The sequence below is a fragment of the gamma proteobacterium SS-5 genome, from assembly GCA_009497875.2.
GTDB lineage: Bacteria > Pseudomonadota > Gammaproteobacteria > Chromatiales > Chromatiaceae > Magnetovirga > Magnetovirga frankeli.
This window is the reverse complement of sequence record CP032508.2, coordinates 1451005-1471460: the sequence shown is the minus strand read 5'-3', so window position 1 is coordinate 1471460 and position 20456 is coordinate 1451005. Positions and strand designations below refer to the sequence as shown.

Annotated in this window: 20 protein-coding genes; 4 read left to right on the top strand and 16 right to left on the bottom strand. The window is 62.7% G+C overall.

From position 1 onward, the window contains the following. Positions 1 to 24 precede the first annotated feature (24 nt). The 7 genes from fliI to D5125_12120 all read right to left on the bottom strand — a co-directional run bounded on the left by fliI (position 25) and on the right by D5125_12120 (position 8248). Positions 25 to 1374 carry a flagellar protein export ATPase FliI gene (gene fliI, locus D5125_12150; protein QFY90174.1) on the bottom strand — a complete coding sequence of 450 codons (1350 nt, stop codon included), beginning with the start codon at positions 1372 to 1374 and terminating at the stop codon, positions 25 to 27. Further along, entirely contained in the window at positions 1364 to 2401 is a 1038-nt protein-coding gene (locus D5125_12145) for a flagellar assembly protein FliH (GenBank protein ID QFY90173.2), read from the bottom strand. The genes fliI and D5125_12145 overlap by 11 nt, the downstream gene beginning before the upstream one ends. Further along, the gene (fliG, locus tag D5125_12140; protein ID QFY90172.1) at positions 2394 to 3416 is read right to left on the bottom strand and encodes a flagellar motor switch protein FliG; all 1023 of its coding nucleotides are present in this window, start codon (positions 3414 to 3416) and stop codon (positions 2394 to 2396) included. The genes D5125_12145 and fliG overlap by 8 nt, the downstream gene beginning before the upstream one ends. Then, positions 3416 to 5092 carry a flagellar M-ring protein FliF gene (fliF, locus tag D5125_12135; protein ID QFY90171.1) on the bottom strand — a complete coding sequence of 559 codons (1677 nt, stop codon included), beginning with the start codon at positions 5090 to 5092 and terminating at the stop codon, positions 3416 to 3418. The genes fliG and fliF overlap by 1 nt, the downstream gene beginning before the upstream one ends. A 95-nt stretch (positions 5093 to 5187) precedes the next feature. Then, on the bottom strand, positions 5188 to 5520 hold the full coding sequence (gene fliE / locus D5125_12130; GenBank protein ID QFY90170.1) for a flagellar hook-basal body complex protein FliE: 333 nt from the start codon (positions 5518 to 5520) through the stop codon (positions 5188 to 5190). 49 nt (positions 5521 to 5569) lie between these two features. After that, complete coding sequence (locus D5125_12125) at positions 5570 to 6631, bottom strand: sigma-54-dependent Fis family transcriptional regulator (GenBank protein ID QFY91149.1); 1062 nt, start codon at positions 6629 to 6631, stop codon at positions 5570 to 5572. Positions 6632 to 6745: 114 nt separating this feature from the next. Further along, positions 6746 to 8248, bottom strand: a complete 1503-nt coding sequence (locus D5125_12120) for a sigma-54-dependent Fis family transcriptional regulator (protein ID QFY90169.1) — start codon at positions 8246 to 8248, stop codon at positions 6746 to 6748. 60 nt (positions 8249 to 8308) lie between these two features. On the opposite strand from D5125_12120, the gene D5125_17120 reads away from it, so the two are divergent. Beyond that, complete coding sequence (locus D5125_17120; protein QPB72252.1) at positions 8309 to 8644, top strand: hypothetical protein; 336 nt, start codon at positions 8309 to 8311, stop codon at positions 8642 to 8644. 154 nt (positions 8645 to 8798) lie between these two features. Here D5125_17120 and D5125_12115 read toward each other — a convergent pair whose 3' ends face one another. Both D5125_12115 and D5125_12110 read right to left on the bottom strand, forming a co-directional pair. After that, positions 8799 to 9035 (bottom strand): nucleotidyl transferase AbiEii/AbiGii toxin family protein, encoded by a 237-nt coding sequence (locus D5125_12115; protein QFY90168.1) that lies wholly within the window; start codon positions 9033 to 9035, stop codon positions 8799 to 8801. Next, positions 9028 to 9237: a hypothetical protein gene (locus D5125_12110; protein ID QFY90167.1), complete on the bottom strand. Its 210-nt coding sequence runs from the start codon at positions 9235 to 9237 to the stop codon at positions 9028 to 9030. The genes D5125_12115 and D5125_12110 overlap by 8 nt, the downstream gene beginning before the upstream one ends. Before the next feature lie 1166 nt (positions 9238 to 10403). Between D5125_12110 and D5125_12100 the strand changes: the two genes are divergently transcribed. Next, positions 10404 to 10766, top strand: coding sequence for a DUF2254 domain-containing protein (locus tag D5125_12100; protein QFY90165.1), 363 nt, complete (start codon positions 10404 to 10406; stop codon positions 10764 to 10766). 237 nt (positions 10767 to 11003) lie between these two features. Here the strand turns inward: D5125_12100 and D5125_12095 are convergent, their stop codons facing one another. Together D5125_12095 and D5125_12090 are read right to left on the bottom strand one after the other, a co-directional pair. Further along, on the bottom strand, positions 11004 to 11345 hold the full coding sequence (locus D5125_12095; protein ID QFY90164.1) for a MarR family transcriptional regulator: 342 nt from the start codon (positions 11343 to 11345) through the stop codon (positions 11004 to 11006). Beyond that, the gene (locus D5125_12090; protein QFY90163.1) at positions 11342 to 11629 is read right to left on the bottom strand and encodes a hypothetical protein; all 288 of its coding nucleotides are present in this window, start codon (positions 11627 to 11629) and stop codon (positions 11342 to 11344) included. Before D5125_12090 ends, D5125_12095 begins: the two co-directional genes overlap by 4 nt. 465 nt (positions 11630 to 12094) lie before the next feature. On the opposite strand from D5125_12090, the gene D5125_12080 reads away from it, so the two are divergent. Further along, positions 12095 to 13762, top strand: a complete 1668-nt coding sequence (locus tag D5125_12080; protein QFY90161.1) for an NAD(P)-binding protein — start codon at positions 12095 to 12097, stop codon at positions 13760 to 13762. Further along, positions 13755 to 17336, top strand: coding sequence for a pyruvate:ferredoxin (flavodoxin) oxidoreductase (gene nifJ / locus D5125_12075; GenBank protein ID QFY90160.1), 3582 nt, complete (start codon positions 13755 to 13757; stop codon positions 17334 to 17336). The genes D5125_12080 and nifJ overlap by 8 nt, the downstream gene beginning before the upstream one ends. A 72-nt stretch (positions 17337 to 17408) precedes the next feature. On the opposite strand, the gene tadA is transcribed toward nifJ, so the two are convergent. From tadA to D5125_12050, 5 genes are all read right to left on the bottom strand, one after another. After that, complete coding sequence (gene tadA, locus D5125_12070; GenBank protein ID QFY91148.1) at positions 17409 to 17864, bottom strand: tRNA adenosine(34) deaminase TadA; 456 nt, start codon at positions 17862 to 17864, stop codon at positions 17409 to 17411. A 35-nt stretch (positions 17865 to 17899) separates the two neighbouring features. After that, positions 17900 to 18679, bottom strand: a complete 780-nt coding sequence (locus D5125_12065; protein ID QFY90159.1) for an SUMF1/EgtB/PvdO family nonheme iron enzyme — start codon at positions 18677 to 18679, stop codon at positions 17900 to 17902. Continuing rightward, positions 18679 to 19017: a hypothetical protein gene (locus D5125_12060; protein QFY90158.2), complete on the bottom strand. Its 339-nt coding sequence runs from the start codon at positions 19015 to 19017 to the stop codon at positions 18679 to 18681. The genes D5125_12065 and D5125_12060 overlap by 1 nt, the downstream gene beginning before the upstream one ends. Before the next feature lie 8 nt (positions 19018 to 19025). Then, positions 19026 to 19976: a hypothetical protein gene (locus D5125_12055; protein ID QFY90157.2), complete on the bottom strand. Its 951-nt coding sequence runs from the start codon at positions 19974 to 19976 to the stop codon at positions 19026 to 19028. Between the two features lie 65 nt (positions 19977 to 20041). Next, entirely contained in the window at positions 20042 to 20329 is a 288-nt protein-coding gene (locus D5125_12050) for a hypothetical protein (GenBank protein ID QFY90156.2), read from the bottom strand. Between the last annotated feature and the right edge of the window lie 127 nt (positions 20330 to 20456).

Sequence of the window (20456 nt, the reverse complement as noted above, 5' to 3'; positions counted from 1 at the left end):
GCAGGAATCCCAACCCCTCAGACCTCAGCCGGTAAGATCCATCAGGCCGAGGATGCTGTCTTCCAGCTGAACCGCCTCTTCCAGACTTTGTTGCAGGAATCGCTCCAACTCGGGCATGGCGCGGATGGCCAGGTCGATATCCGGGTCGGCCCCCGCCTCGTAGGCACCCACGCTGATCAGGTCGCGGTTGCGTTGATACAGGGAGTAGATGCGCTTGAAGTTATTCGCCGCATTGCGGTGATCGATCGAGACGATGTCGTTCATGGCGCGGCTGATGGAGGCCTCGATATCTATGGCCGGATAATGCCCGGCCTCGGCCAGACGCCGGGACAGCACGATGTGGCCATCGAGGATGGCGCGGGCGGCATCGGCGATGGGGTCCTGCTGGTCATCGCCCTCGGTAAGCACGGTGTAGAAGGCGGTGATGGAGCCGCCGCCGGGGGGGCCGTTGCCGGCCCGCTCCACCAGCTGCGGCAGCTTGGCGAATACCGATGGCGGGTAGCCCTTGGTGGCCGGCGGTTCGTGGATGGCCAGGCCGATCTCGCGCTGGGCCTGACAGAAGCGGGTCAGGGAGTCCATCAGCAGCAGCACGTCCTGACCCTGATCGCGGAAGTGTTCGGCGATGCTGGTACAGAGCATGGCGCCATGCATCCGGCGCAGTGGCGGATGGTCGGCGGGCACCGCCACCACAACGGCGCGACTGAGGCCCTCGGGGCCGAGGATGTTTTCGATGAAGTCCTTGACCTCGCGGCCGCGCTCGCCGATCAGGCCGACCACCACGATGTCGGCGGTGGTGTAGCGGGTCATCATGCCCAGCAGCACGGACTTGCCCACGCCGGAACCGGCGAACAGGCCCAGGCGCTGGCCCTGACCGACGGTGAGCAGGGCGTTGATGGCGCGTATGCCCACGTCCATCTGCTTGTGGATCGGCTGGCGCTCCAGGGGATTGATCACCTTGCCGGTCAGTGGTCGCTTGTGGCGCACCCGCAGCGGGCCTTTGCCATCCAGCGGCTCGCCGGCACCGTCGATCACCCGACCGAGCAGCTCGTCGCCCACATGGGCCTCGCCCACCTTGCCGGTGGGGATGACCCGGGCATCCTGCTCCAGGCCCTGCAAGTCGCCGGTGGGCATGAGAAACAGGGTCTCGCCGCCGAAGCCGACCACCTCGGCCCCCATGCGCTGGCCGGAGGCATTGACCACGTCGCACTGGGCACCGATGGCGGCGCGTACGCCGGTGGCCTCCAGGGTCAGGCCGACCATGCGGCTGAGGCTGCCCTCCACCACCAGGCCCGGATCCTGCTCCAGATGCCCCAGGCGCTCGCGTAGCGCCCCGGCCCAGCGTTTCTGGTGCTGGCGCAGCAGTTCACTGGCCATGGCTCTTGTCCGGTTCGTCGCGCTCTGCTCCTTCGGCCTCGACCTCTGCCTTACCGGAGTCCCTGATCTCAGGCGCATCCGGGTCCGGCTGGGGTTCGGATGCCGTCTCAAACCCTGCCTCAGACCCTGTCTCAGATCCGGCTTCCGGTTCAAATTCGGCCTTGGACTCGGACTCAGATCCAGACTCGGCCTCAGATTCCGGCTCAAATTCAGCCTCAGCCTCAGCCTCAGCCTCAGCCTCAGTCTCAGTCTCAGTCTCGGCATGGGCCTGGCTTGCCTGCCTGTCCTCCTCCAGCCACTCCGGCTCGGCGGCGAAGGCCTGCATCTGCTCGGCATGGCGCTCTTCATTCAGCAGGGGGGCGATGACGCTGGCGAAGCGCCGCTCCAGACTGGCGTCGATGCGCGAGGTCTGGCTCGTCACCAGACAGCCGCCGGGGGACAGGCTGGGGTCCTGCTCAATGCGCCATTCGTGCTCGCTGCCCATCTGTTGATAGGCCTCTTCCACCAGCTTGGCGTCTTCCGGATGCAGGTGGATGCGGACCTTGCGGGAATTTGCCGGCAGTGCCCCCAGGGCCTCGCGCACCACGCCGACGATCTGCGCCGGGTCGGTACGGATCTCGCGGCGGATCAACTGGCGGGCCACGGCCAGGGCCAGGCTGATGAGGGATTCCTCCACCTCCTCGTCGAGCTGATCCAGCGGGGCCTCCAGGTCGGCGGCCAGTTCGTCCAGCCGGGTCAGGCGCCGCTGCATATCCTGACGCGCCTCCTCCAGGCCTTCGCGCTGGCCCTTTTGGTAGCCCTCCTCGTGGCCCTCGGTCTGGCCCTCGGCCTGGCCCTTGGCGAAGCCCTCGGCATAGCCCTCCTCCTGGGCCGATTGGCGGATTGCCTCGATATCCTCGGCGGTGGGCATCTTCAGCTTTTCCTGCTTCAGGTTCACCGCCAGGGGCCTGGGGCGCTTGCTGTCTCCCACATCGGGCGGCAGCCAGGCCTGAAAGCCCTTGCTAGAACCCTTGCCCGGATCAGACAAACTCGTCACCACCTGCCCCGCCCAGAGAGATCTCACCGGCATCGGCCATGCGCTTGGCGATGGAGAGGATCTCCTTCTGCGCTGCCTCCACCTCGCTAAGCTTGACCGGGGCGGCCGCCTCCAGATCGTCGCGCAGCATCTCGGCGGCGCGTTTGGACATATTGTTGAAGATCTTTTCCTTGAGCATTTCGTCGGCGGCGCGCAGGGCCAGCAGCAGTTGGTCGGTGGATACCTCGCGCAGCAGGGTCTGGATACCGCGGTCGTCGATCTCGATCAGGTTCTCGAACACGAACATGTTGTCTTGCAGCTCCTGGGCGAGGTCCTGATCGTTGTCCGAGATGTCTTCCATGATCTTGGCCTCGATGGCACCATCGACAAAGTTAAGGATATTAGCGGCGGTCTTCACCCCGCCCAGGCTGGAGGACTGCACATTGGTGTTGCCGGAGAATTGCTTCTCCAGGATCTCATCCAACTCCTGCAGGGCGGCCGGCTGGATGCCGTCCAGGGTGGCCACGCGCATGATGATGTCGGAACGTTGACGCTCGCTGAAGGTGGAGAGCACCTCGGCAGCCTGGTCGTTCTCCAGAAAGGACAGCACTATGGCGATGATCTGCGGGTGCTCGAAGCGGATCAGCTCGGCGATGGCGCGGCCGTCCATCCACTTCAGCTGCTCCAGGCCCTTGGAGTTCTTGCCCAGCAGGATGCGGTCGATGATGCCCGAGGCCTTGTCCGCGCCCAGGGCACTGGTGAGTACATTACGGATGTAGTCGTCGGAGTCCAGGCCCAGGTTGGTCTGGCCTTGGATCATATCGACGAAGGAGTGCATCACATCGTGCATCTGCGGCGTGGTCACCTTGGTCATGTTGGCCATGGCCACGCCTATGTCCTGCACCTCCTTGGGCCCCATGTGTTTGAGGATCTCGGCGGCGTCCTTCTCCCCCAGGGCGAGCAGGAAGATGGCTGCCCGCTCTATGCCCTTGAGTTGAGCAATATCGGTTTTCTGTGGATCGGCCATCAATCAGCGCCTTCAGCTACCCATGCCTTCATCAGTTGGGCGACCCGCTTGGGGTCTTCCTGGACCATGCCCCGGGCAGCGTCCAGTACCTCTTCATAGGATTCCCGGCCGGTGAGCAGGCGCAGCGGCTGACCATCGGCACCCAGCAGCGCCCTACCCGAATCATGCAGCTTGGCCTGTTTCTCCTCTTCGGTCTCTTCCTCTTCTTCCTTCTCCGGCTCTACCGGCACATGGGTGAGACGGTGAATGGCCGGGCGAATCACGGCGAAGATCAGCACCAGTACCAGCAGGATACCCCCCAATTGCTTGACCAGATCGAGGAACCAGGGCTGCTCCCACAGGGGCAGCTCGGGCACGGCATCCAGCTCTGTGGGCAACTGGAAGGGGGTGTTGATCACCCGCACGCTGTCGCCACGCTGGGCATCGAAGCCTACCGCCTCGCGCACCAGCTGGGTGATGCGCTGGATCTCCTCGGCGCTGCGCTCCTGCGCCATCGGTGCACCATCCGGGCCGGTGATGACGCGGTCATCCACCACCACCGCCACCGACAGCCGACGCAGACGGCCAACGGCGTTTTGCGTGTGGCTGATGGTCTTGTCCACCTCATAGTTGCGCGTGGTGTTCTTGCTGCTCGACTGGGTGCCGCCAGCGCCACCTGCCTCGCCGCCATTGGCCTGTTCCGGGGCCACGCCTGCCGCCGGGGGCTGATTGGTCAGGGCACCGGGTACGCCTTCGGGGGCATTGGCGTTGCTGGCCCGCTCGCTGAGTTGTTCGCTGCGCACCGCCTGGGCATCGGGATTGTAACGCTCTTCGGTCTGCTCTACCCGGGTAAAATCCAGATCGGCGGTGATCTCGGCGCGGACCTTGTCCATGCCGATCATGGGGGCCAGTATATCCTCCACCCGGCTCTTGTAGTGATCCTCCAGCTGACGGGCGTATTCAAACTGACGGGCGCTCATCATCAGGGCGCGGTCATCGTTGCGGCCACTGAGCAGGCGGCCCTGGTGGTCCACCAGGGTGACGTGACTGGCCTCCAGTTCGGGCACGCTGGAGGCCACCAAATGGATGATGGATTCCACCTGGCCGCGATCCAGAATACGCCCAGGGTGCAGCTTGACCGCCACCGAGGCGCTGGTGACCTTGCGCGGCTGCACGAATACCGAGCGCTTGGGCATGGCCAGATGCACCCGTGCGCTCTGTACGCTGTTGATGGTACTGATGGTGCGCGCCAGCTCGCCCTCTATGGCCTTCTGGTAGCGCGCCGCCTCCACCAGACGGCTGGAGCCGAAACCGCGCTCCTGTTGCAGCAGCTCAAAGCCCAGCTCCTCGCTGCGCGGCAGGCCGGCACCGGCCAGCTTGAGCTTGGCCTCGCTGAGCTTGGCGCTGGGTACCATGACCGCGCCGGTGGTCTGATCCAGCTTGAACTCGATCTGCGACTGACGCAGCAGATCGACGATCTCGCTGGCATCGGCCTGGGCCATGTTGGTGACCAGAACAGAGTAATTGGGGGCCTGCGACCAGAGCACCACGGCCACGCCCAGGGCGACGCTAAGCGCAATGCCGACCATCAACCCCAGCTGGCGCAGCAGCGGGTTTTGCATCAGCGATAGATTGGGAATGGCAGTGGCCTCACCGGCCAGCGGGGGATTAGTGGTGGTAGTGGCTAGTTCGGCCATGGTCAGTATCCGTCAAAAATCAATAATCAAATCCAACCCCTCTGGCCAATCATCCCCTATCCCTCGGGGAGGGGCCGAGTGGCCGGGTTCAGGGATCAAAGGGACATCCGCATCACTTCCTTGTACGCCTCCATGAACTTGTTGCGCACCTGCACCGTGGCCTGCATGGCAACGCTGGCCTTTTGCTTGGCGATCATCACCTCGGCCAGGCTGTATTCCTCCGAGCCCAGTTCAAAGGCCTTGGCCATGGCGTTGCCCGTGCCCTGCAACTCGTTTACCTTGTCGATGGAGTTCTTCAGCATCTCGCCAAAGGCGCTGGTCTGGTTGCCTGGGGCCACAGGTTCACTGGCCAGCCCCTGCACGCCACCGGCCTGGGCCGCCATGAGCCGCATCTGCGCGGTCATTTGATCTATGCTGCCTATGCTCATGTCTGCTTGCCTCTACATGATCTGAATCAGGTCCGAACCTCAGCGGGCCTCAACGCGGCAGGTCGATCCCTGCGTCACGCATCCGCGCCAGCTTGTAGCGCAGGGTGCGCGGGCTGATCCCCAGGTGTTGCGCCGTGCGTTTACGGCTGCCCTGCTGCTCTTTGAGCACCTCCAGGATGATCTGCGCCTCCACGTCACGCATACCCTCGTTCAGGTGCCCCTCGGCCGCAGTCTGCTGGGCCATCTCCTCGAATCCCTGCTCCATCTCGAACATCAGGTGCTCCTCACCGATATGGCCATCGTCGGCCAGGATCAGGGCGCGCTGCATCAGGTTCTCCAACTCGCGCACATTGCCCGGCCAGCTGTGGTTGAGCAGGGCGCGACGGGCGGCCCCATCCATCTGCGGGTGCCCCGCCCCGCCATAACGCTTAAGCAAATGGCCTGCCAACGGCAGTATGTCGCCGGGACGATCCTTCAATTGCGGCAGGGTAATGGGGAAGACATTGAGCCGGTAGAACAGGTCCTCGCGGAAGCGTCCGGCCGATACCTCTTCGCGCAGGATGCGGTTACTGGTGGCCAGCACCCGCACGTCCAACTGGATCAGGCGGCGGCCGCCGAGGCGTTCCACCTCACGTTCTTGCAGCACGCGCAACAGCTTGGCCTGCAACTCCAGGCTCATCTCCGAGATCTCATCCAGCAGCAGGGTGCCGCCCTGGGCCTGTTCAAACTTGCCCGGCGCGGCGTTGTAGGCCCCGGTAAAGGCCCCCTTTTCATAGCCGAACAACATGGCTTCGAGCATATTGTCCGGGATGGCCGCGCAATTGAGCGCCACAAAGGGCCCCGCCAGTCGCCGTGAACGGGCATGGATGAAGCGGGCAAATACCTCCTTGCCGGTACCGCTCTTGCCGCCCAGCATTACCGTCACGTCACTGCGGGCGACCCGATCGGCCAGGTTGAGCAGGCGTTGCGTGGCCGGGTCTTCCGCCACCACCGGATGGCTTTCAACCAGCGCGCCGGCCCCATTTAGCCGGGGACGCACCCCGCCCAGAACCTGCCCAGGGAGCCCCTGAGGCAGGTTGTCTTCAACGTAAAACAGGTTTGTGGATTCCATGCTGATCTCCAGAATCAAGTCGTCAGACCTGATTTAGCAATCAGCGTGCCAATGTAATTTATTGTTTATTTACAATGGGTTAAAAACACTAATCATCAAGCCAGGGCAGATACGTCAATATTCCATCATGTCCTGACTGCGCTGCAGCCCGTACTTGCGCAGCTTCTCCACCAGGGTGGTGCGACGCATCCTCAGGCGCTTGGCGGCATGGGCCACCACGCCATCGGCCTCGTCCAGGGCCTGCTTGATCAGGCTCACCTCCAGGCTATTGAGATGGGTCTTGAGATCAAACCCATCCGGCGGCAGACGCACCGGCGGCGACTCTCCCACCGCGCCGTTCTCCACCTTGGCCTGCTTGAGGGTGATCGGCTTGACCTCCCCTTCTGAATGATGACCCGGCTCGGGCTCGGGGGCCTCGTCCAGCGGGATACCCTTGCGGTATTTTTCCGGCAGGTCGCGCACATCCACCAGGCCATAGGGGTAGAGGATCGCCAACCGCTCGATCAGATTGGCCAGCTCACGCACATTGCCCGGCCAGTGGTATTGGGTCAGGGCGGTGATCGCCGCCGGGGTCATGCGCACCGAGCCGCGCTTCTCCCGCTCGATGCGGGTAACCAGGTCATTGACCAGTAGGGGGATATCCTCAACCCGTTCACGCAGGGGCGGCATATCGATGGGAAAGACATTGAGCCGATAGAACAAATCTTCACGAAAACGACCATCCATGATGGCCTCTTCGAGATTGCGGTGGGTGGCGGCAATGATGCGCACATCGCAGTGGATGGTCTTGTTGCTGCCCACCCGCTCAAAGGTGCGCTCCTGCAGCACGCGCAGCAGCTTGACCTGCATGGGCATGCTCATGTCGCCGATCTCATCGAGAAACAGGGTGCCGCCCTCGGCCATCTCAAAGCGCCCCTTGCGGGCGCTGATGGCACCGGTGAAGGCCCCCTTCTCATGACCGAACAGCTCGCTCTCCAGCAGGTCCGCCGGGATGGCACCGCAGTTGACCGGCACAAAGGGCTTGCAGCGGCGCTGGGAATGGTAATGCAGCTTGCGCGCCACCACCTCCTTGCCGGTGCCGGATTCGCCCAGCACCAGCACGGTGGCATCGGTACCCGCCACCTGCTCGATCATCTTATTGATCTTGCGCGTGGCGCGGCCGTTGCCCGAGAGGCTGCGGAACAGCTCCACCGGCCGCTGGAAGGCGGTGTCTGGCCGTTGGCTCTCGTTATAGATTTGCGCCTTGTGAAACAGGCTGTTGAGATTCTCGAACTGGGCCGGGAGGGAGAGGGCATCCAGCACCACGCCGCCCGCCGGACGGGTTGAGGCCGGGGTGATGCCGCGCACCAGTTCAAACACCGGTGGCCGTGGGTCCATGTCGGAGATCGATTCATACAGGGCCAGCAGGCGCTCCTCGCTCAGCCCGGTATCGATGAACAGGGCGAAACAGCCATCGGCCCCACCCTGTTTCGATAGCCTGTCCACCACCTCCTGACCGCCTTCCATGATCTCCAGTTCGTGGCTGACAAAGCTGAAGATGGTGTTCAGATAATTGACGGTTTCCTTGCTGTCACAGACAAGCAGGGATTTTTGACCTGCGGCATTGAGATCGGACATGGCAGAGTACCTGAGAGGAAAGCCTTAATTAACAGGATATTAAAAGGTAGTTAAGCACTCTTGCCTGAAAATGTCAAAAAAACGCCTAAATTAATTTCAATTATTAAAAGATTATTTTATATTATTGTTTTTATTAAATTATTTTCTTACGCAAACTATCGCCAAAAAACCGATAGCGACGGATTTCAGGCAAAAAACGCAGGGTCCGGCACAGATTCAACCGCCACACCCGGCGGTCGAGTCCCGGCGGTTCGCTACACCGGGCAGAGGGCTTGCACCTCCAAACGCTTGCCAGCTTGTCCCGGCGCACTGGCCTGTCCGCTATCACCCCCCCTTGTAGCCAAGTCAGCCAGCCATCAGAAGTCGGCGCTGGCGCGGCGGCGTTATAGACAGTAAAACCCCCGCAGCCATGTGAACAACGGGGGTTTCGGGTTGTTATGCCCCACTGGTTTAAGAGTCAGCCAGGGGACTTGAGACATTAACTCATTCTGACTATTGGTTTGCCAGCGGATTGACATGCACCAATCCGGCAAACCGTTTGAAATCGTTGTCAGCCGAATAAAGCAAGCATCACCACCCACGCCAGAGCACTGACAATGGGCTGGATGGCCCCGCGAGGAAGAACAGGCTCCGGGACCATGAAATCCAGATCCAAGCTGATTCTGTGCCCGAGTTGGAGCGAAAGCGCGGTGCCACCCACCAGAATGAACTGACCGATCTCGCTGATACGGCCCAAATCTTCCAGTAGCGCAGCGGTTTTCTCCGCAAGAACAGAGGGATCAATCATGGGCTTGAGCCTGGATTTGGCTTTCCGCCAACTCGATGCGATACAGGCTTCTCATGATGCGTTCACGCACCTGGCTATCCACATCGCTCAGGGAGTCGGCCACTTGACGGGTGCGGGCAACACCATAGTGAACACAGATTTTCAGCATGTCGTTGAAGCGCCCACGCTGTAGCACAGCCCGAATGAGGGCCTCATCGGCCATGCGACTGTTTGCCCAATCATAGGGAAACTCCAATCCCAATTGTGCTGACTTATACGCGGACATGCGCTTGGATTGCTCAGTTTTACTTATGGATCAATGGGTTTTGATTCTACGCCGGAGACTAAAGGGCAGCAAGCAGCGACAGCGGCGGGAGCTGAGCAAAAGGAGAGGCCGCTGGGATCGCCGAGTTGTACTCGGCCCCCTGCCCAGGCGACACTGCCCGTGCCGAGTACAACTCGGCACTCCCAGGATGCGTGGCTTTGCTTTGCGGCCCTTTGGGCCAAGAATTGCTGCCATGCAGCAAAGGCCATCACCCGCTTGCCCGCGCATTTTTGTGCACTGCACCTATGATTTTTAAGCAAAAATTTTGCTTTTGTCACTGCTGTTTCATCCCCGGCGGAGTAGAATGCCCGCTTTCTTGCCTTGACCGTCTGAAGGAGAATCTGCATGACCCAAGGGGATATGACCCATCAGCCCGAGCTGACCCAGACCCATCTGGGCACGTGCGCCCTGCGCAGCAAAGAGAACAAAACGACTGTTTTATGCTCTCCTTTTGTTCTGGCCCTCCCTAGGGTTAGGAGGAATGATCAGGGGCAAGCAGGCTTTCTTTTTTTGGGGTTGCTCCGCTTGCCCCATGATCGTTGAAAAGCTGGCTTTATTTACAGCACAGTGGCCGCAGCCAGTTCAAAGACGATTCCACTTGCAGAGCCTATTAGCACCAGATCGACAGCGAATGATTGCTCTCCGACTTCTACTTGCGGAATAGATAATACACCCGTAGTTCCCGAGAATGCAGAGTTGGCAATCTCCGCCGTATCTGGCGTCACTGCAAAGTTGCCTAGGTCTAATGCAAACTGCAATGATGTTAATGAGGGTACGAGTGAGAACTGCAGGTTGTAAAGGATGGGTCCAAGACCCAATGGCGTCAACTTAAGACAATCAGTGGCTGCTTAGACCGTTCGCTGAGCGGAGTCGAAGCGAGCGGCGGCTGGCTTCGACTCCGCTCAGCCAGCGTTTTCTCGTTAAGTTGACGACATTGGTCCAAGACCCAGGTCCACAGCCACCTCTGGCACATGCAATATCCCTGTTGAGAAATCAAAGAAGGCTCCTGTGGTTTCTGGTGTTGCGGCTTCAGTAATGGTTAGGTGAATGATCCCTTCACCGCGATGTCCGCTGTGGATCACCTGGGCTCGGCACTCTGCCGCCTGGCGGGTAGAGAGATGACTCCCCCCTACAGCTATGATGGCCAGGGGCAACTGCGGCCGATCATGCCGGTATTCAGCTTTGCCGATGTAGCCGATGCCGCCTGCAACCCAATCCGCCAACAGGCTCGTTGCAGCACCGCAGTGACCCTGCGCCTGCTGGAAACCCTGGCTGTAGTCGTTGACGGGGTGCATCGGTCGGAAGAGCGCGCTGCCCTGTTACGCCACGCCGAAATGATCCGCCACGGAGCCCGCAGCGGCCTGCCGGAATACGCCGATCGTCAGGAGGTGGAAGCCCGTTTTCTATCCATCAAGCACCTTGGGTGAGCGGTTGGATTATTTTTTGCCGTAAAAAGACAGTCGTTTTGTTTGTGCTTGCAGCACATGGGAATAAGAAAATATCCAATTAGACGAGGCGGTTGCGGCGACCTATGGCTGGGCGGTGGACATCCCCGATGAAGAGGTGCTGCGCCGCCTGCTGGCGTTGAACCGGGAGCGGAGCGAATCCTGATCCGTCACCAGGGGGATGCCTTATTGTCGCTGAGTATGAACTGAGCTCGGGCCTCATGCCGCCCGGCTCAGCACCACTTCAAGCCGGATGGCATCGTAGGGCACCACCAGCCCATCTGCGGAATCCTCGACCAGGCCGAGGTCTTTAAGCTGCCGGATATCCCGCGCCAGGTTGCCCGAATCAACGCCCAGCTCGCGTGCGAGTGCGCGCAGTCCCATCGCGCCCTGGCGCTGCAAATGCTCGATGATGGTCCAGCGGTTCGGTGTCAGTGTTTTATGCAGGAGTCTCAAATCAGGGAAGGTCAGCCTGCTTCCTTGAGGCATCCCCTGTGCGGCGGCTTTCACCCGTGCGTTCACATCCTCACGAGTGCCGATGCTGATGATGAGGGTATTCATTGGCTTTTCTCCCAGTGGTCAACTTGGGTCCAGAAGTCCACCAGCAGTTGTTCCACGCTGGTGAATTCGTAGGCCGTTTCTTTGTCGCCGAAGTGGTGGTGGTCGCCTTTGCCGGCTTCGTTGTCGAAGCGCACAACGCATACGCCATCCTCCACATAAGCAAAGCTGTACTTGAACAGGTGCTTGCTGCCGGCCAGAGGGGTGTCGAGGCCCCACAAGAGAATCCGAGCGAAGGCGTTCTCGCCAATCGGGTAGATTTCTTTGATGAGCTGTTCGGCCTTCATGCTGTATATTGTAACAGCAGATTTTATGCTGTCGATAAATACAGCGAGGCAATGACTGATGGACTGGCTGCACCAGCGTCAATACCCCGCGACCTCACTCCGATTAAACAAGGACAGCCGTTTTGTTTGTGCTGAGCAGGCACTCGTATGCTTTGCAGCGCCGCCCCGGATTCCGCTTCGCTGCATCCGGGCTACTTCTTCCTCATTCTTCTCTGCGTTCTTTGCGTCCTCTGCGTCCCACTGATCAGGAGATGTTTCATGTTCTGGGGTGGTGCTGTCCGCTCCATGTGCGTTGGGGTCAAGAATTGCTGCCATGCAGCAAAGGCCATCACCCGCTTGCCCGCGCATTTTTGTGCACTGCACCTATGATTTTTAAGCAAAAATTTTCTTTTTGTCACTGCTGTTTCATCCCCGGCGGAGTAGAATGCCCGCTTTCTTGCCTTGACCGTCTGAAGGAGAATCTGCATGACCCAAGGGGATATGACCCATCAGCCCGAGCTGACCCAGACCCATCTGGGCACGGGCGCTCTGCGCAGCCGCCGCCCGATCTACCAGGATTCCCTGCCGCCGTGCAACGATGCCTGCCCCGCCGGGGAGAACATCCAGGCCTGGCTGGACCTGGCCCAGGCCGGCAAGTTCGAGGCGGCCTGGCAGAAGCTGATCGAGGAAAACCCCCTGCCGGCGGTGCATGGCCGGGTCTGCTACCACCCCTGCGAGTCGGCCTGTAACCGCAACTTCACCGACACCAGCGTATCCATCCACGCGGTAGAGCGCTTTCTCGGCGACATGGCCCTGCAGCAGGGCTGGACCCCGCGCTTCGAGCCCAAGACCGGCGGTCGGCGCGTGCTCATCGTCGGCGCCGGCCCCAGCGGCTTGGCGGCGGCCTACCACCTCACCCGCCTGGGTCACCAGGTCGAGATCCGCGATGCCCGCTCGGTGGCCGGCGGCATGATCAGCGTTGGCATTCCCAGCTACCGCATGCCACGGGCCGAGCTGCAGGCGGAGATCGACCGCATCATCGCCATGGGGGTGAAGATCAGCCTCAATCACCGGGTCGAGGACCTGACCGCGGAGATGGCCGAGGGTGATTTCGCCGCTGCCTTTGTCGCCGTCGGCGCCCATATCAGCAAGAAGATCGACATCCCCAACCGCGATGCCAGCCGCATCGTCGATGCCGTGTCCTATCTGGACAAGGCCAACAGCGACCAGCCCCTGCTGCTGGGGCGCAAGGTCACCGTTTATGGCGGCGGCAACACCGCGATGGATGCGGCGCGTACTGCCAAGCGCCTGGGCGCTAGCGAGGCGGTGGTGGTGTATCGGCGTGATCGCAAGTCCATGCCGGCGCACGATTTCGAGGTGCAGGAAGCGCTGGAGGAAGGCATAGAGTTCAAGTGGCTGCACACCATCACCGAGGTGGGCGAGGGGCAGATGACCATCGAGGTGATGGAGCTGGACGAGCAGGGCCAGCCCAAGCCCACCGGTCGCTTCGAGACCCTGGATTCGGATGCAGTAATCCTCGCCGTCGGCCAGGAGAGCGATACCGACTTCTTGCGCGGCATCGACGGCATCGCCTTCAAGCGTGACGGTACGGTGATTGTCGGCCAGGACATGATGACCGGCCATGAGGGCATCTTCGCCGGCGGCGATACGGTGCCCGGCGATCGCTCGGTGACCATTGCCACCGGCCACGGCAAGCGTGCCGCGCGCTATATCGACGGCTGGCTGCGCGGCGAGCCCTTCAGCTACCCCAAGCGCCACCCGCTGGTGGATCACAACATGATCCACCTCTGGTACCGCACCGACGCGCCCCAGGTGGAACAGCAGCATCTGGAGGGCGAAGAACGCTCCCACAGCTTTGAGGAAATCGTCCAGGGTATCAGCGCCGAACAGGCCCTGTTTGAGGCGCGGCGCTGTTTCTCCTGCGGCAACTGCTTTGAGTGCGATGGCTGCTACGGCTCCTGTCCGGAGGACGCCATCATCAAGCTTGGCCGCGGCAAGCGCTACCGCTTTGACTTCGAACGCTGCACCGGCTGCGCCGTCTGCTTCGAGCAATGCCCCTGCCACGCGATTGAAATGATCCCCGAGCCCGACGCCAGCGCGGCTTCCCTGAGCGGAGAACAGACCCATGCCTAAGACACCCCAGGTCGCCACCATCGACGGCAACGAGGCCGTGGCCCATGTGGCCTATCGCGTCAGCCAGGTCTGTTCCATCTACCCGATCACGCCCTCCTCGACCATGGCCGAGCTGGCCGACCTCTGGGCCTCCAAGGGCATCCGCAACATCTGGGGCCAGATCCCCGATGTGATGGAAATGCAGAGCGAGGCCGGCGCCGCCGGCACCCTCCACGGCGCCCTGCAGACCGGCGCCCTGAGCACCACCTTCACCGCCTCCCAGGGGCTGATGCTGATGCTGCCGAACATGTACAAGATCGCCGGCGAGCTGACCCCGGCGGTGTTCCATGTGGCCGCCCGCGCCCTGGCGGCGCAGGGGCTATCCATCTTCGGCGACCATCAGGACGTGATGGCGGCGCGCGGCACCGGCTTCGCCCAACTCGCCTCCAGCTCGGTGCAGGAGGCCCACGACCTGGCCCTGATCGCCCATGCCGCCACCCTGGAGGCGCGGATTCCGTTCATTCACTTCTTCGATGGCTTCCGCACCAGCCATGAGGTGAACAAGCTGGAGCTGATCCGCGATGACCAGATTCGCACCCTGATCAAGGAAGATCTGGTGCTGGCCCACCGCGAGCGCGCGCTCAACCCCAACAAACCCTTCATCCGCGGCACGGCGCAGAACCCGGATGTGTATTTCCAGGGCCGCGAGAGCGTCAACCCCTTCTATGCCGCCACCCCGGGCATAGTGCAGCACAGCATGGACGAGTTCGCCGGCCTTACCGGGCGCCAGTATCATCTGTTTGAATACGCCGGTGTGGCCGATGCCGAGCGGGTGCTGATCATCATGGGCTCGGGCTTTGAAACCGTCGCCACCACCCTGGAGGCGCTCAACGCCCAGGGCGCCAAGCTTGGCGCGATCAATGTCCACCTGTTCCGCCCCTTCTCCACCGAGCATCTCCTCGCCGCGCTGCCGGCTACGGTCAAGGCGATTGCGGTACTGGATCGCACCAAGGAGCCCGGCGCCAGCGGCGAGCCCCTGTATCAGGATGTCTCCACCAGCCTGTTTGCCGCCTACAACAGCGGCCAGTTGGCGCAGCTGCCCAAGGTCATCGGCGGCCGCTATGGTCTGTCATCCAAGGAATTCACCCCCGGCATGGTCAAGGCGGTGTTCGATGAGCTGGTCAAGGCCCAGCCGAAGAACGGCTTTACCATCGGTATAAATGATGATGTCAGCCACAGCAGCTTGGCGTTCGATGCCGATTTCAACATCGAATCCCCCCAGGTCACCCGCGCCCTGTTCTACGGCCTCGGAGCCGATGGCACCGTTGGCGCCAACAAGAACAGCATCAAGATCATCGGCGAGAACACGCCCCTGTTCGCTCAGGGCTATTTTGTCTATGACTCGAAGAAATCCGGTTCCCAGACCGTGTCCCACCTGCGCTTTGGCCCCAAGCCGATCCAGGCGCCCTACCTGATCCAGCAGGCCGGCTTCATCGCCTGCCATCAATTCAACTTCATCTACCAGCGCAACCTGCTCAAGGAGGCCATGGACGGCGCGGTGTTCCTGCTCAACAGTCCCTTTGGCCCGGATCAGGTGTGGGACCAGCTGCCGCGACCGCTGCAGCAGAGCCTGATCGAGCGCAAGATTCGCTTCTATGTGATCGACGCCGATACCGTCGCTCAGGGCGCTGGCATGGGCCGGCGCATCAACACCATCATGCAGACCTGCTTCTTCGCCCTCTCCGGGGTGCTGCCGCGGGATGAGGCCATAGCCGCGATCAAGCACGCCATCGAAAAGACCTATTACCGCAAGGGCGCCGAGGTGGTGCAGAAGAACTTCGCCGCAGTGGATGCGGCGCTGGATCACCTGCATCAGGTGCCCCTGCCGGAACGGACCAACAGCCTGCGCGAGTTCAACATCGTCGTCCCCAGCCAGGCGCCGGGCTTCGTCCAGGAGGTGACGGCGATGATGATGGCCGGCCGCGGCGACGAGCTGCCGGTGAGCAAGCTGCCCAACGACGGCACCTACCCCAGCGGCACCACCCGCTGGGAGAAGCGCAACATCTCCGACAGCGTGCCCGAGTGGCGGCCGGAGCTGTGCATCCAGTGCGGCAACTGCAGCTTTGTCTGCCCGCACAGCGTCATCCGCGCCCGCTTCTACAACGAAAGCGAGCTGGCCCATGCCCCGGCGGAATTCCCCTCGGCGCCGATGAGCGCCCGCGGCTTCCCCGAGACCCGCTACACCCTGCAGATCTACCTGGAAGACTGCACCGGCTGCACCCTCTGCGTCGAGGCCTGCCCGGCCCATGACCCCCAGGATGCCAGCACCAAGGCGATCAACATGGTGGCCAAGGCGCCGATTCTGGAGCAGGGGCAGGAGAACGTGCGCTTCTTCGAATCCCTCAAGCACATCCCTCGCGCTCGGGTGGATTTCTCCTCGGTGCGCGGTGCCCAGTTCCTCACCCCGCTGTTCGAGTTCTCCGGCGCCTGCGCCGGCTGCGGCGAGACGCCTTACGTTAAGCTCCTCAGCCAGCTGTTCGGCCCGCGCCTGCTGGTGGCCAACGCCACCGGCTGCTCGTCGATCTACGGCGGCAACCTGCCCACCACCCCCTGGACGGTGAACGAAGAGGGCCACGGCCCGGCCTGGTCCAACAGCCTGTTCGAGGACAACGCCGAATTTGGCCTGGGCATGCGCATCGCCGCCGACCATCACACCCTGATGGCGCGGGAATACCTCAAGGAACTGGAGCGTCACTTCGCCCCCGAGTTCGTCAAGGCGATTCTCGACTCCAAGCAGCTGCTGGGTTCGGACATCCGCGCCCAGCGCCTGCGGGTGGATGAGCTGCGCCAGCGCCTGGCAGAGATTCACAACGGCGATCAGGTGCGCGCCCAGGAACTGCTCGCCATCGCCGACTATCTGGTGCGCCGCAGCGTCTGGCTGGTGGGCGGTGACGGCTGGGCCTACGACATCGGCTCCGGCGGGCTGGACCACGTGCTCGCCTCTGGCCGCAACGTCAACGTCCTGGTGCTGGACACCGAGGTCTATTCCAACACCGGCGGGCAGATGTCCAAGGCCACGCCGCTGGGTGCCTCGGCCAAGTTCGCCGCCGCCGGCAAGCGCGTCGGCAACAAGGACATGGTGATGCAGGCCATCTCCTACGGCAACGTCTATGTCGCCCGCGTCGCCATGGGCGCCAACCCGCAGCAGACCCTGCAGGCCATGCGCGAGGCGGAGGAATATCCTGGCCCGTCGCTGATTCTGGCCTACAGCCACTGCATCGCCCACGGCTTCGACCTAAGCAAGGGTCTGGAACAGCAAAAGCTCGCCGTAGCCAGCGGCTACTGGCCGCTGATCCGCTACAACCCGGAACTGCGCAAGGTGGGCGAGCGCCCCTTCATCCTCGATTCTCCCCGGCCAACGGTGAAGCTCAAGGACTACGCCTACAACGAAATGCGCTACAAGATCCTCACCAAAACCAACCCGGACGAGGCCGAGCATCTGATGAAGGTCGCCCAGGAACTGGTGGATTTGCGCTGGGAGAACTACGAATACCTCTCCCGCCAGCAGTCGTCCAAGTTCCAGCCAGCGGCCTAGGGCGGGCCGCGCCCGTCGTCAGGCCCGCGCTGCGGGCTACCTGGATTAAGGGCGTGGCGGCCAGGGGCCGCCCTATGTGCCCGAGTGCCGAGGGGTTTGGCGCCGCTGGCGAAAGAATGCCCGCAGCATCTGGCCGGCCTCTTCGCCCAGCACCCCCCCTTCGCACCAGGTGTGGTGATTGAACCTCTGGTCTGAGGGGAGCAGATCGAAGCGGGAGCCGGCCGCGCCCGCCCTGGGATCGCTGGCGGCATAGACCACCCGCTCCACCCGGGCATGGATGATGGCCCCGGCGCACATTACGCAGGGCTCCAGGGTGACATAGAGGGCGCTGGCCGGAAGGCGATAGTTTTTCTGCCGGGCCCCGGCCTGGCGCAGGGCCATGATCTCGGCGTGGGCGCTGGGGTCGTGGGCGGCGATGGGCCGGTTCCAGCCCTGACCTATGACCTGGCCATGCAGCACCAGCAGGGCACCCACGGGCACCTCCCCCTCGGCCTCGGCGCGCCGGGCCAGCTCCAGGGCCCTGCGCATGTAGTCCTCATCCCTGTCCCCGCCTGGCCCCTGATTCAAGGCTCGCGCACCAGTCGAAAACCGATGATGTCGTAGCGCACCGTGGGCCGACAATGCATGTGCCGCTTGCTGCAGCGGGCGAAGTGGGGCGCGTGGGACCAGGCACCGCCGCGCACCACGCGGCTGGGGCCTTGCTGGCTGTACAGGGGGTTGTCCCGGCTGTGCTTGCTGTAGGCATCGGCGGCGTAGATATCCGCCACCCATTCCCAGAGATTGCCCGACATGCCCTGAATGCCCAGGGCGTTGGCGGCCAACTCATCCACCGGGGCGGTCTCCGGCCAGGGGTCGTCCTCGGCATCTGTGTTGACCCCGCTGGGGCTGAAGTGGCCATCGATGGTGGCGAACCTATGCCCTTGCCCGGCGCTGCGGCAGGCGTATTCCCACTCCGCCTCGCTGGGCAGGCGGAAGGTGCCCTGCCCCAGCTGGTTGAGACGGCGGATAAATTCCTCGATCTCATCCAGACGTACCTGTTCCACCGGATAGCGCTGGCCGGGATAGGCGGAGGGGTTGTCCCCCATCAGTGCCTGCCATTGGCCCTGGGTGACCTCGTGCCGACCGATCCAGAATGTATCCAGGCAGACCTCATGCAGCGGCCGCTCGTTGTGCTCGCCATCACCAAAGCCATCACCCATGGAAAAACAGCCGGCCGGCAGCCGGACCAGCTCCATGCCGGTGGTGGGCTCGCGCCACAGCTCCGCTGCCAGGCCGTTACCGACCCCTGCCAGCAGCAGGGGGAGCAGCAGCCAAGGGATGGGGCGCGGGGTTTTACCTGACATCAGGGCAGGTCCTTGAGGCCCCTGATCAGGGCCATGGTGGCAGTGAAAAAGTCGTCATTGGGTCGCTCCTGACAGTGGATGCGGTTGCGCCTGAGCACGCCGGGGATGCCGACCCCGCGCAGCTGATCATCGCCGGTGGCGTAGTTCAGGCCAGAGATAAAACCGGCCAGCCAATCCTGATAGTGAAAATACTCCATCACGGCCTTGGGCTGGTCCTGCTCCCAGCCCTGGTAGGTGCGCAGATAGTCCTCGCAGGGGCGTACCCCGTAGCCGAGCAGTTCGCCGGCAGCCGCGCCAAGGGGAAAGAGCATCAATAGGGTACAGAGCAAGCGACGCATGGGGCCTCCTACATGGCCAGAAATATCTCGGCATTGCGCGCCATATCCTGGGCCGGCAACAGGTCCTCCCGGCGCACGGCGACCAGGGCGGCAACCCGGGCACCGCGACCGGCGATTTCGATCTCGCTCAGCCGCAGGGGCTCAAGCAGCCGGTCCACATCGGCGGCCTCCTGCATCACCCCCATGCGATCCAGCCTTAGCTCCAGCTGGCGCAGACGGACAAAGCGCTGCGGCTGCCGCAGGCCCTCCACTACCCGCTGCAGGCGCTGGCGCAGGGGCATGGCCCTGACCGGGGCGCGGAAGGCGATAGCGCTGGGACTGGCCCCGCCGTTGTCCCCACCGCCGCCACCAAAGTTGGCCGCCCGGTCATCCGACCCGGTCACCAGGCCGGTCTTGATGTAGTCCAGCAGGTTATTGAAAATGCAGCACTTAAGCGCCTTGCGTGCCGCTGCCAGGTCCTCGCCGGGGGAGAGCAGCTGATGTTTGCCGAAGCTGACCACCTGCTGCGCCAGATCGCGCACCAGGGTATCACCCAGCAGGCCCATGCCCAGCCGACGCTGTTGCCGACGGCGCATACACAGCAGCCCCCAGGCCTGCTCCAGGGCCGCATCGGCCTGAAACAGGTCGCGCAACTCACGGCTGGCGCTGAATACCTCACTGAGGTGGTCCGGGCTGACAAAGAAGGCATTGACCCGGCGATCCTGCAGATAGTTCCGACGGCTACAGACGAAGCCCTCGGGAACGGCCTCGACAATGCCGTCGATATGCTCCAGGGCCAGCTCCACCGCCGGCCGCAGCCGCGCCTGATAATCACCCAGGGCGCACAGGCCGGGATCGATCCGCTGCACCAGGTGGTCCACCGCCTGGTGCAGCAGCGCATCCTGCTCTGCCGCCCCGGCCGGATGACCGGGGGCGAAGACGCGCTCGAAGATCTTTTGCAGCAGCTGGGTCATCTCCATGCCTTGCATATTACCTGAATAAGGGGCCTGGAACCCATGCCAGGGTCGGCCACAGCGGTCTCCTTTCAGCCTTTTTGCCTGCCTTCTTCCTCCCCCGCAAGCGGTGTATGGCTATCCAGCAGGCCATTGCGATGCAGTGCCCGCTGGATCCTGCGCGCACTTTTGGCCAATCGGGAAAGCTCGGCAAGACCCGGCCGCTCACCCTGCGCCAGACGCAACTCCCAGCTGTCCAGCTCCGCCTCCAGGTACTCCAGCAGCTTCAGGGAACAAGACGCGCAGGGTCCGGCGCAAATACGCGCCTGGGGCGCGTCAAAGGGTATCGCCTGGCGGATCTGGGCGATCAGTAGGCGCATAGCGGTAGGCGTGTCTGGCTTGGTCATTCAACTGTAGGTCGGGTTAGCGCAGTAAGGTTGTCGGGTTACGCTGCGCTAACCCGACCTACGATCTATTTTTCCGCGTCTCTCACTCAATTGCACCTGA

What these genes read in the sequence shown, in the direction of transcription:
- D5125_12125 (QFY91149.1), bottom strand. Translation starts at nt 6,631, where the DNA reads ATGGAATCCACAAACCTGTTTTACGTTGAAGACAACCTGCCTCAGGGG.
- D5125_12120 (QFY90169.1), bottom strand. Translation starts at nt 8,248, where the DNA reads ATGTCCGATCTCAATGCCGCAGGTCAAAAATCCCTGCTTGTCTGTGAC.
- D5125_12055 (QFY90157.2), bottom strand. Translation starts at nt 19,976, where the DNA reads ATGGAGATGACCCAGCTGCTGCAAAAGATCTTCGAGCGCGTCTTCGCC.
- fliF (QFY90171.1), bottom strand. Translation starts at nt 5,092, where the DNA reads ATGGCCGAACTAGCCACTACCACCACTAATCCCCCGCTGGCCGGTGAG.
- fliI (QFY90174.1), bottom strand. Translation starts at nt 1,374, where the DNA reads ATGGCCAGTGAACTGCTGCGCCAGCACCAGAAACGCTGGGCCGGGGCG.
- D5125_12060 (QFY90158.2), bottom strand. Translation starts at nt 19,017, where the DNA reads ATGCGTCGCTTGCTCTGTACCCTATTGATGCTCTTTCCCCTTGGCGCG.
- D5125_12095 (QFY90164.1), bottom strand. Translation starts at nt 11,345, where the DNA reads ATGAATACCCTCATCATCAGCATCGGCACTCGTGAGGATGTGAACGCA.
- fliG (QFY90172.1), bottom strand. Translation starts at nt 3,416, where the DNA reads ATGGCCGATCCACAGAAAACCGATATTGCTCAACTCAAGGGCATAGAG.
- D5125_12115 (QFY90168.1), bottom strand. Translation starts at nt 9,035, where the DNA reads ATGATTGATCCCTCTGTTCTTGCGGAGAAAACCGCTGCGCTACTGGAA.
- D5125_12090 (QFY90163.1), bottom strand. Translation starts at nt 11,629, where the DNA reads ATGAAGGCCGAACAGCTCATCAAAGAAATCTACCCGATTGGCGAGAAC.
- D5125_12100 (QFY90165.1), top strand. Translation starts at nt 10,404, where the DNA reads ATGTCCGCTGTGGATCACCTGGGCTCGGCACTCTGCCGCCTGGCGGGT.
- nifJ (QFY90160.1), top strand. Translation starts at nt 13,755, where the DNA reads ATGCCTAAGACACCCCAGGTCGCCACCATCGACGGCAACGAGGCCGTG.
- D5125_12050 (QFY90156.2), bottom strand. Translation starts at nt 20,329, where the DNA reads ATGCGCCTACTGATCGCCCAGATCCGCCAGGCGATACCCTTTGACGCG.
- D5125_12065 (QFY90159.1), bottom strand. Translation starts at nt 18,679, where the DNA reads ATGTCAGGTAAAACCCCGCGCCCCATCCCTTGGCTGCTGCTCCCCCTG.
- fliE (QFY90170.1), bottom strand. Translation starts at nt 5,520, where the DNA reads ATGAGCATAGGCAGCATAGATCAAATGACCGCGCAGATGCGGCTCATG.
- D5125_12110 (QFY90167.1), bottom strand. Translation starts at nt 9,237, where the DNA reads ATGGCCGATGAGGCCCTCATTCGGGCTGTGCTACAGCGTGGGCGCTTC.
- tadA (QFY91148.1), bottom strand. Translation starts at nt 17,864, where the DNA reads ATGCGCAGGGCCCTGGAGCTGGCCCGGCGCGCCGAGGCCGAGGGGGAG.
- D5125_12080 (QFY90161.1), top strand. Translation starts at nt 12,095, where the DNA reads ATGACCCAAGGGGATATGACCCATCAGCCCGAGCTGACCCAGACCCAT.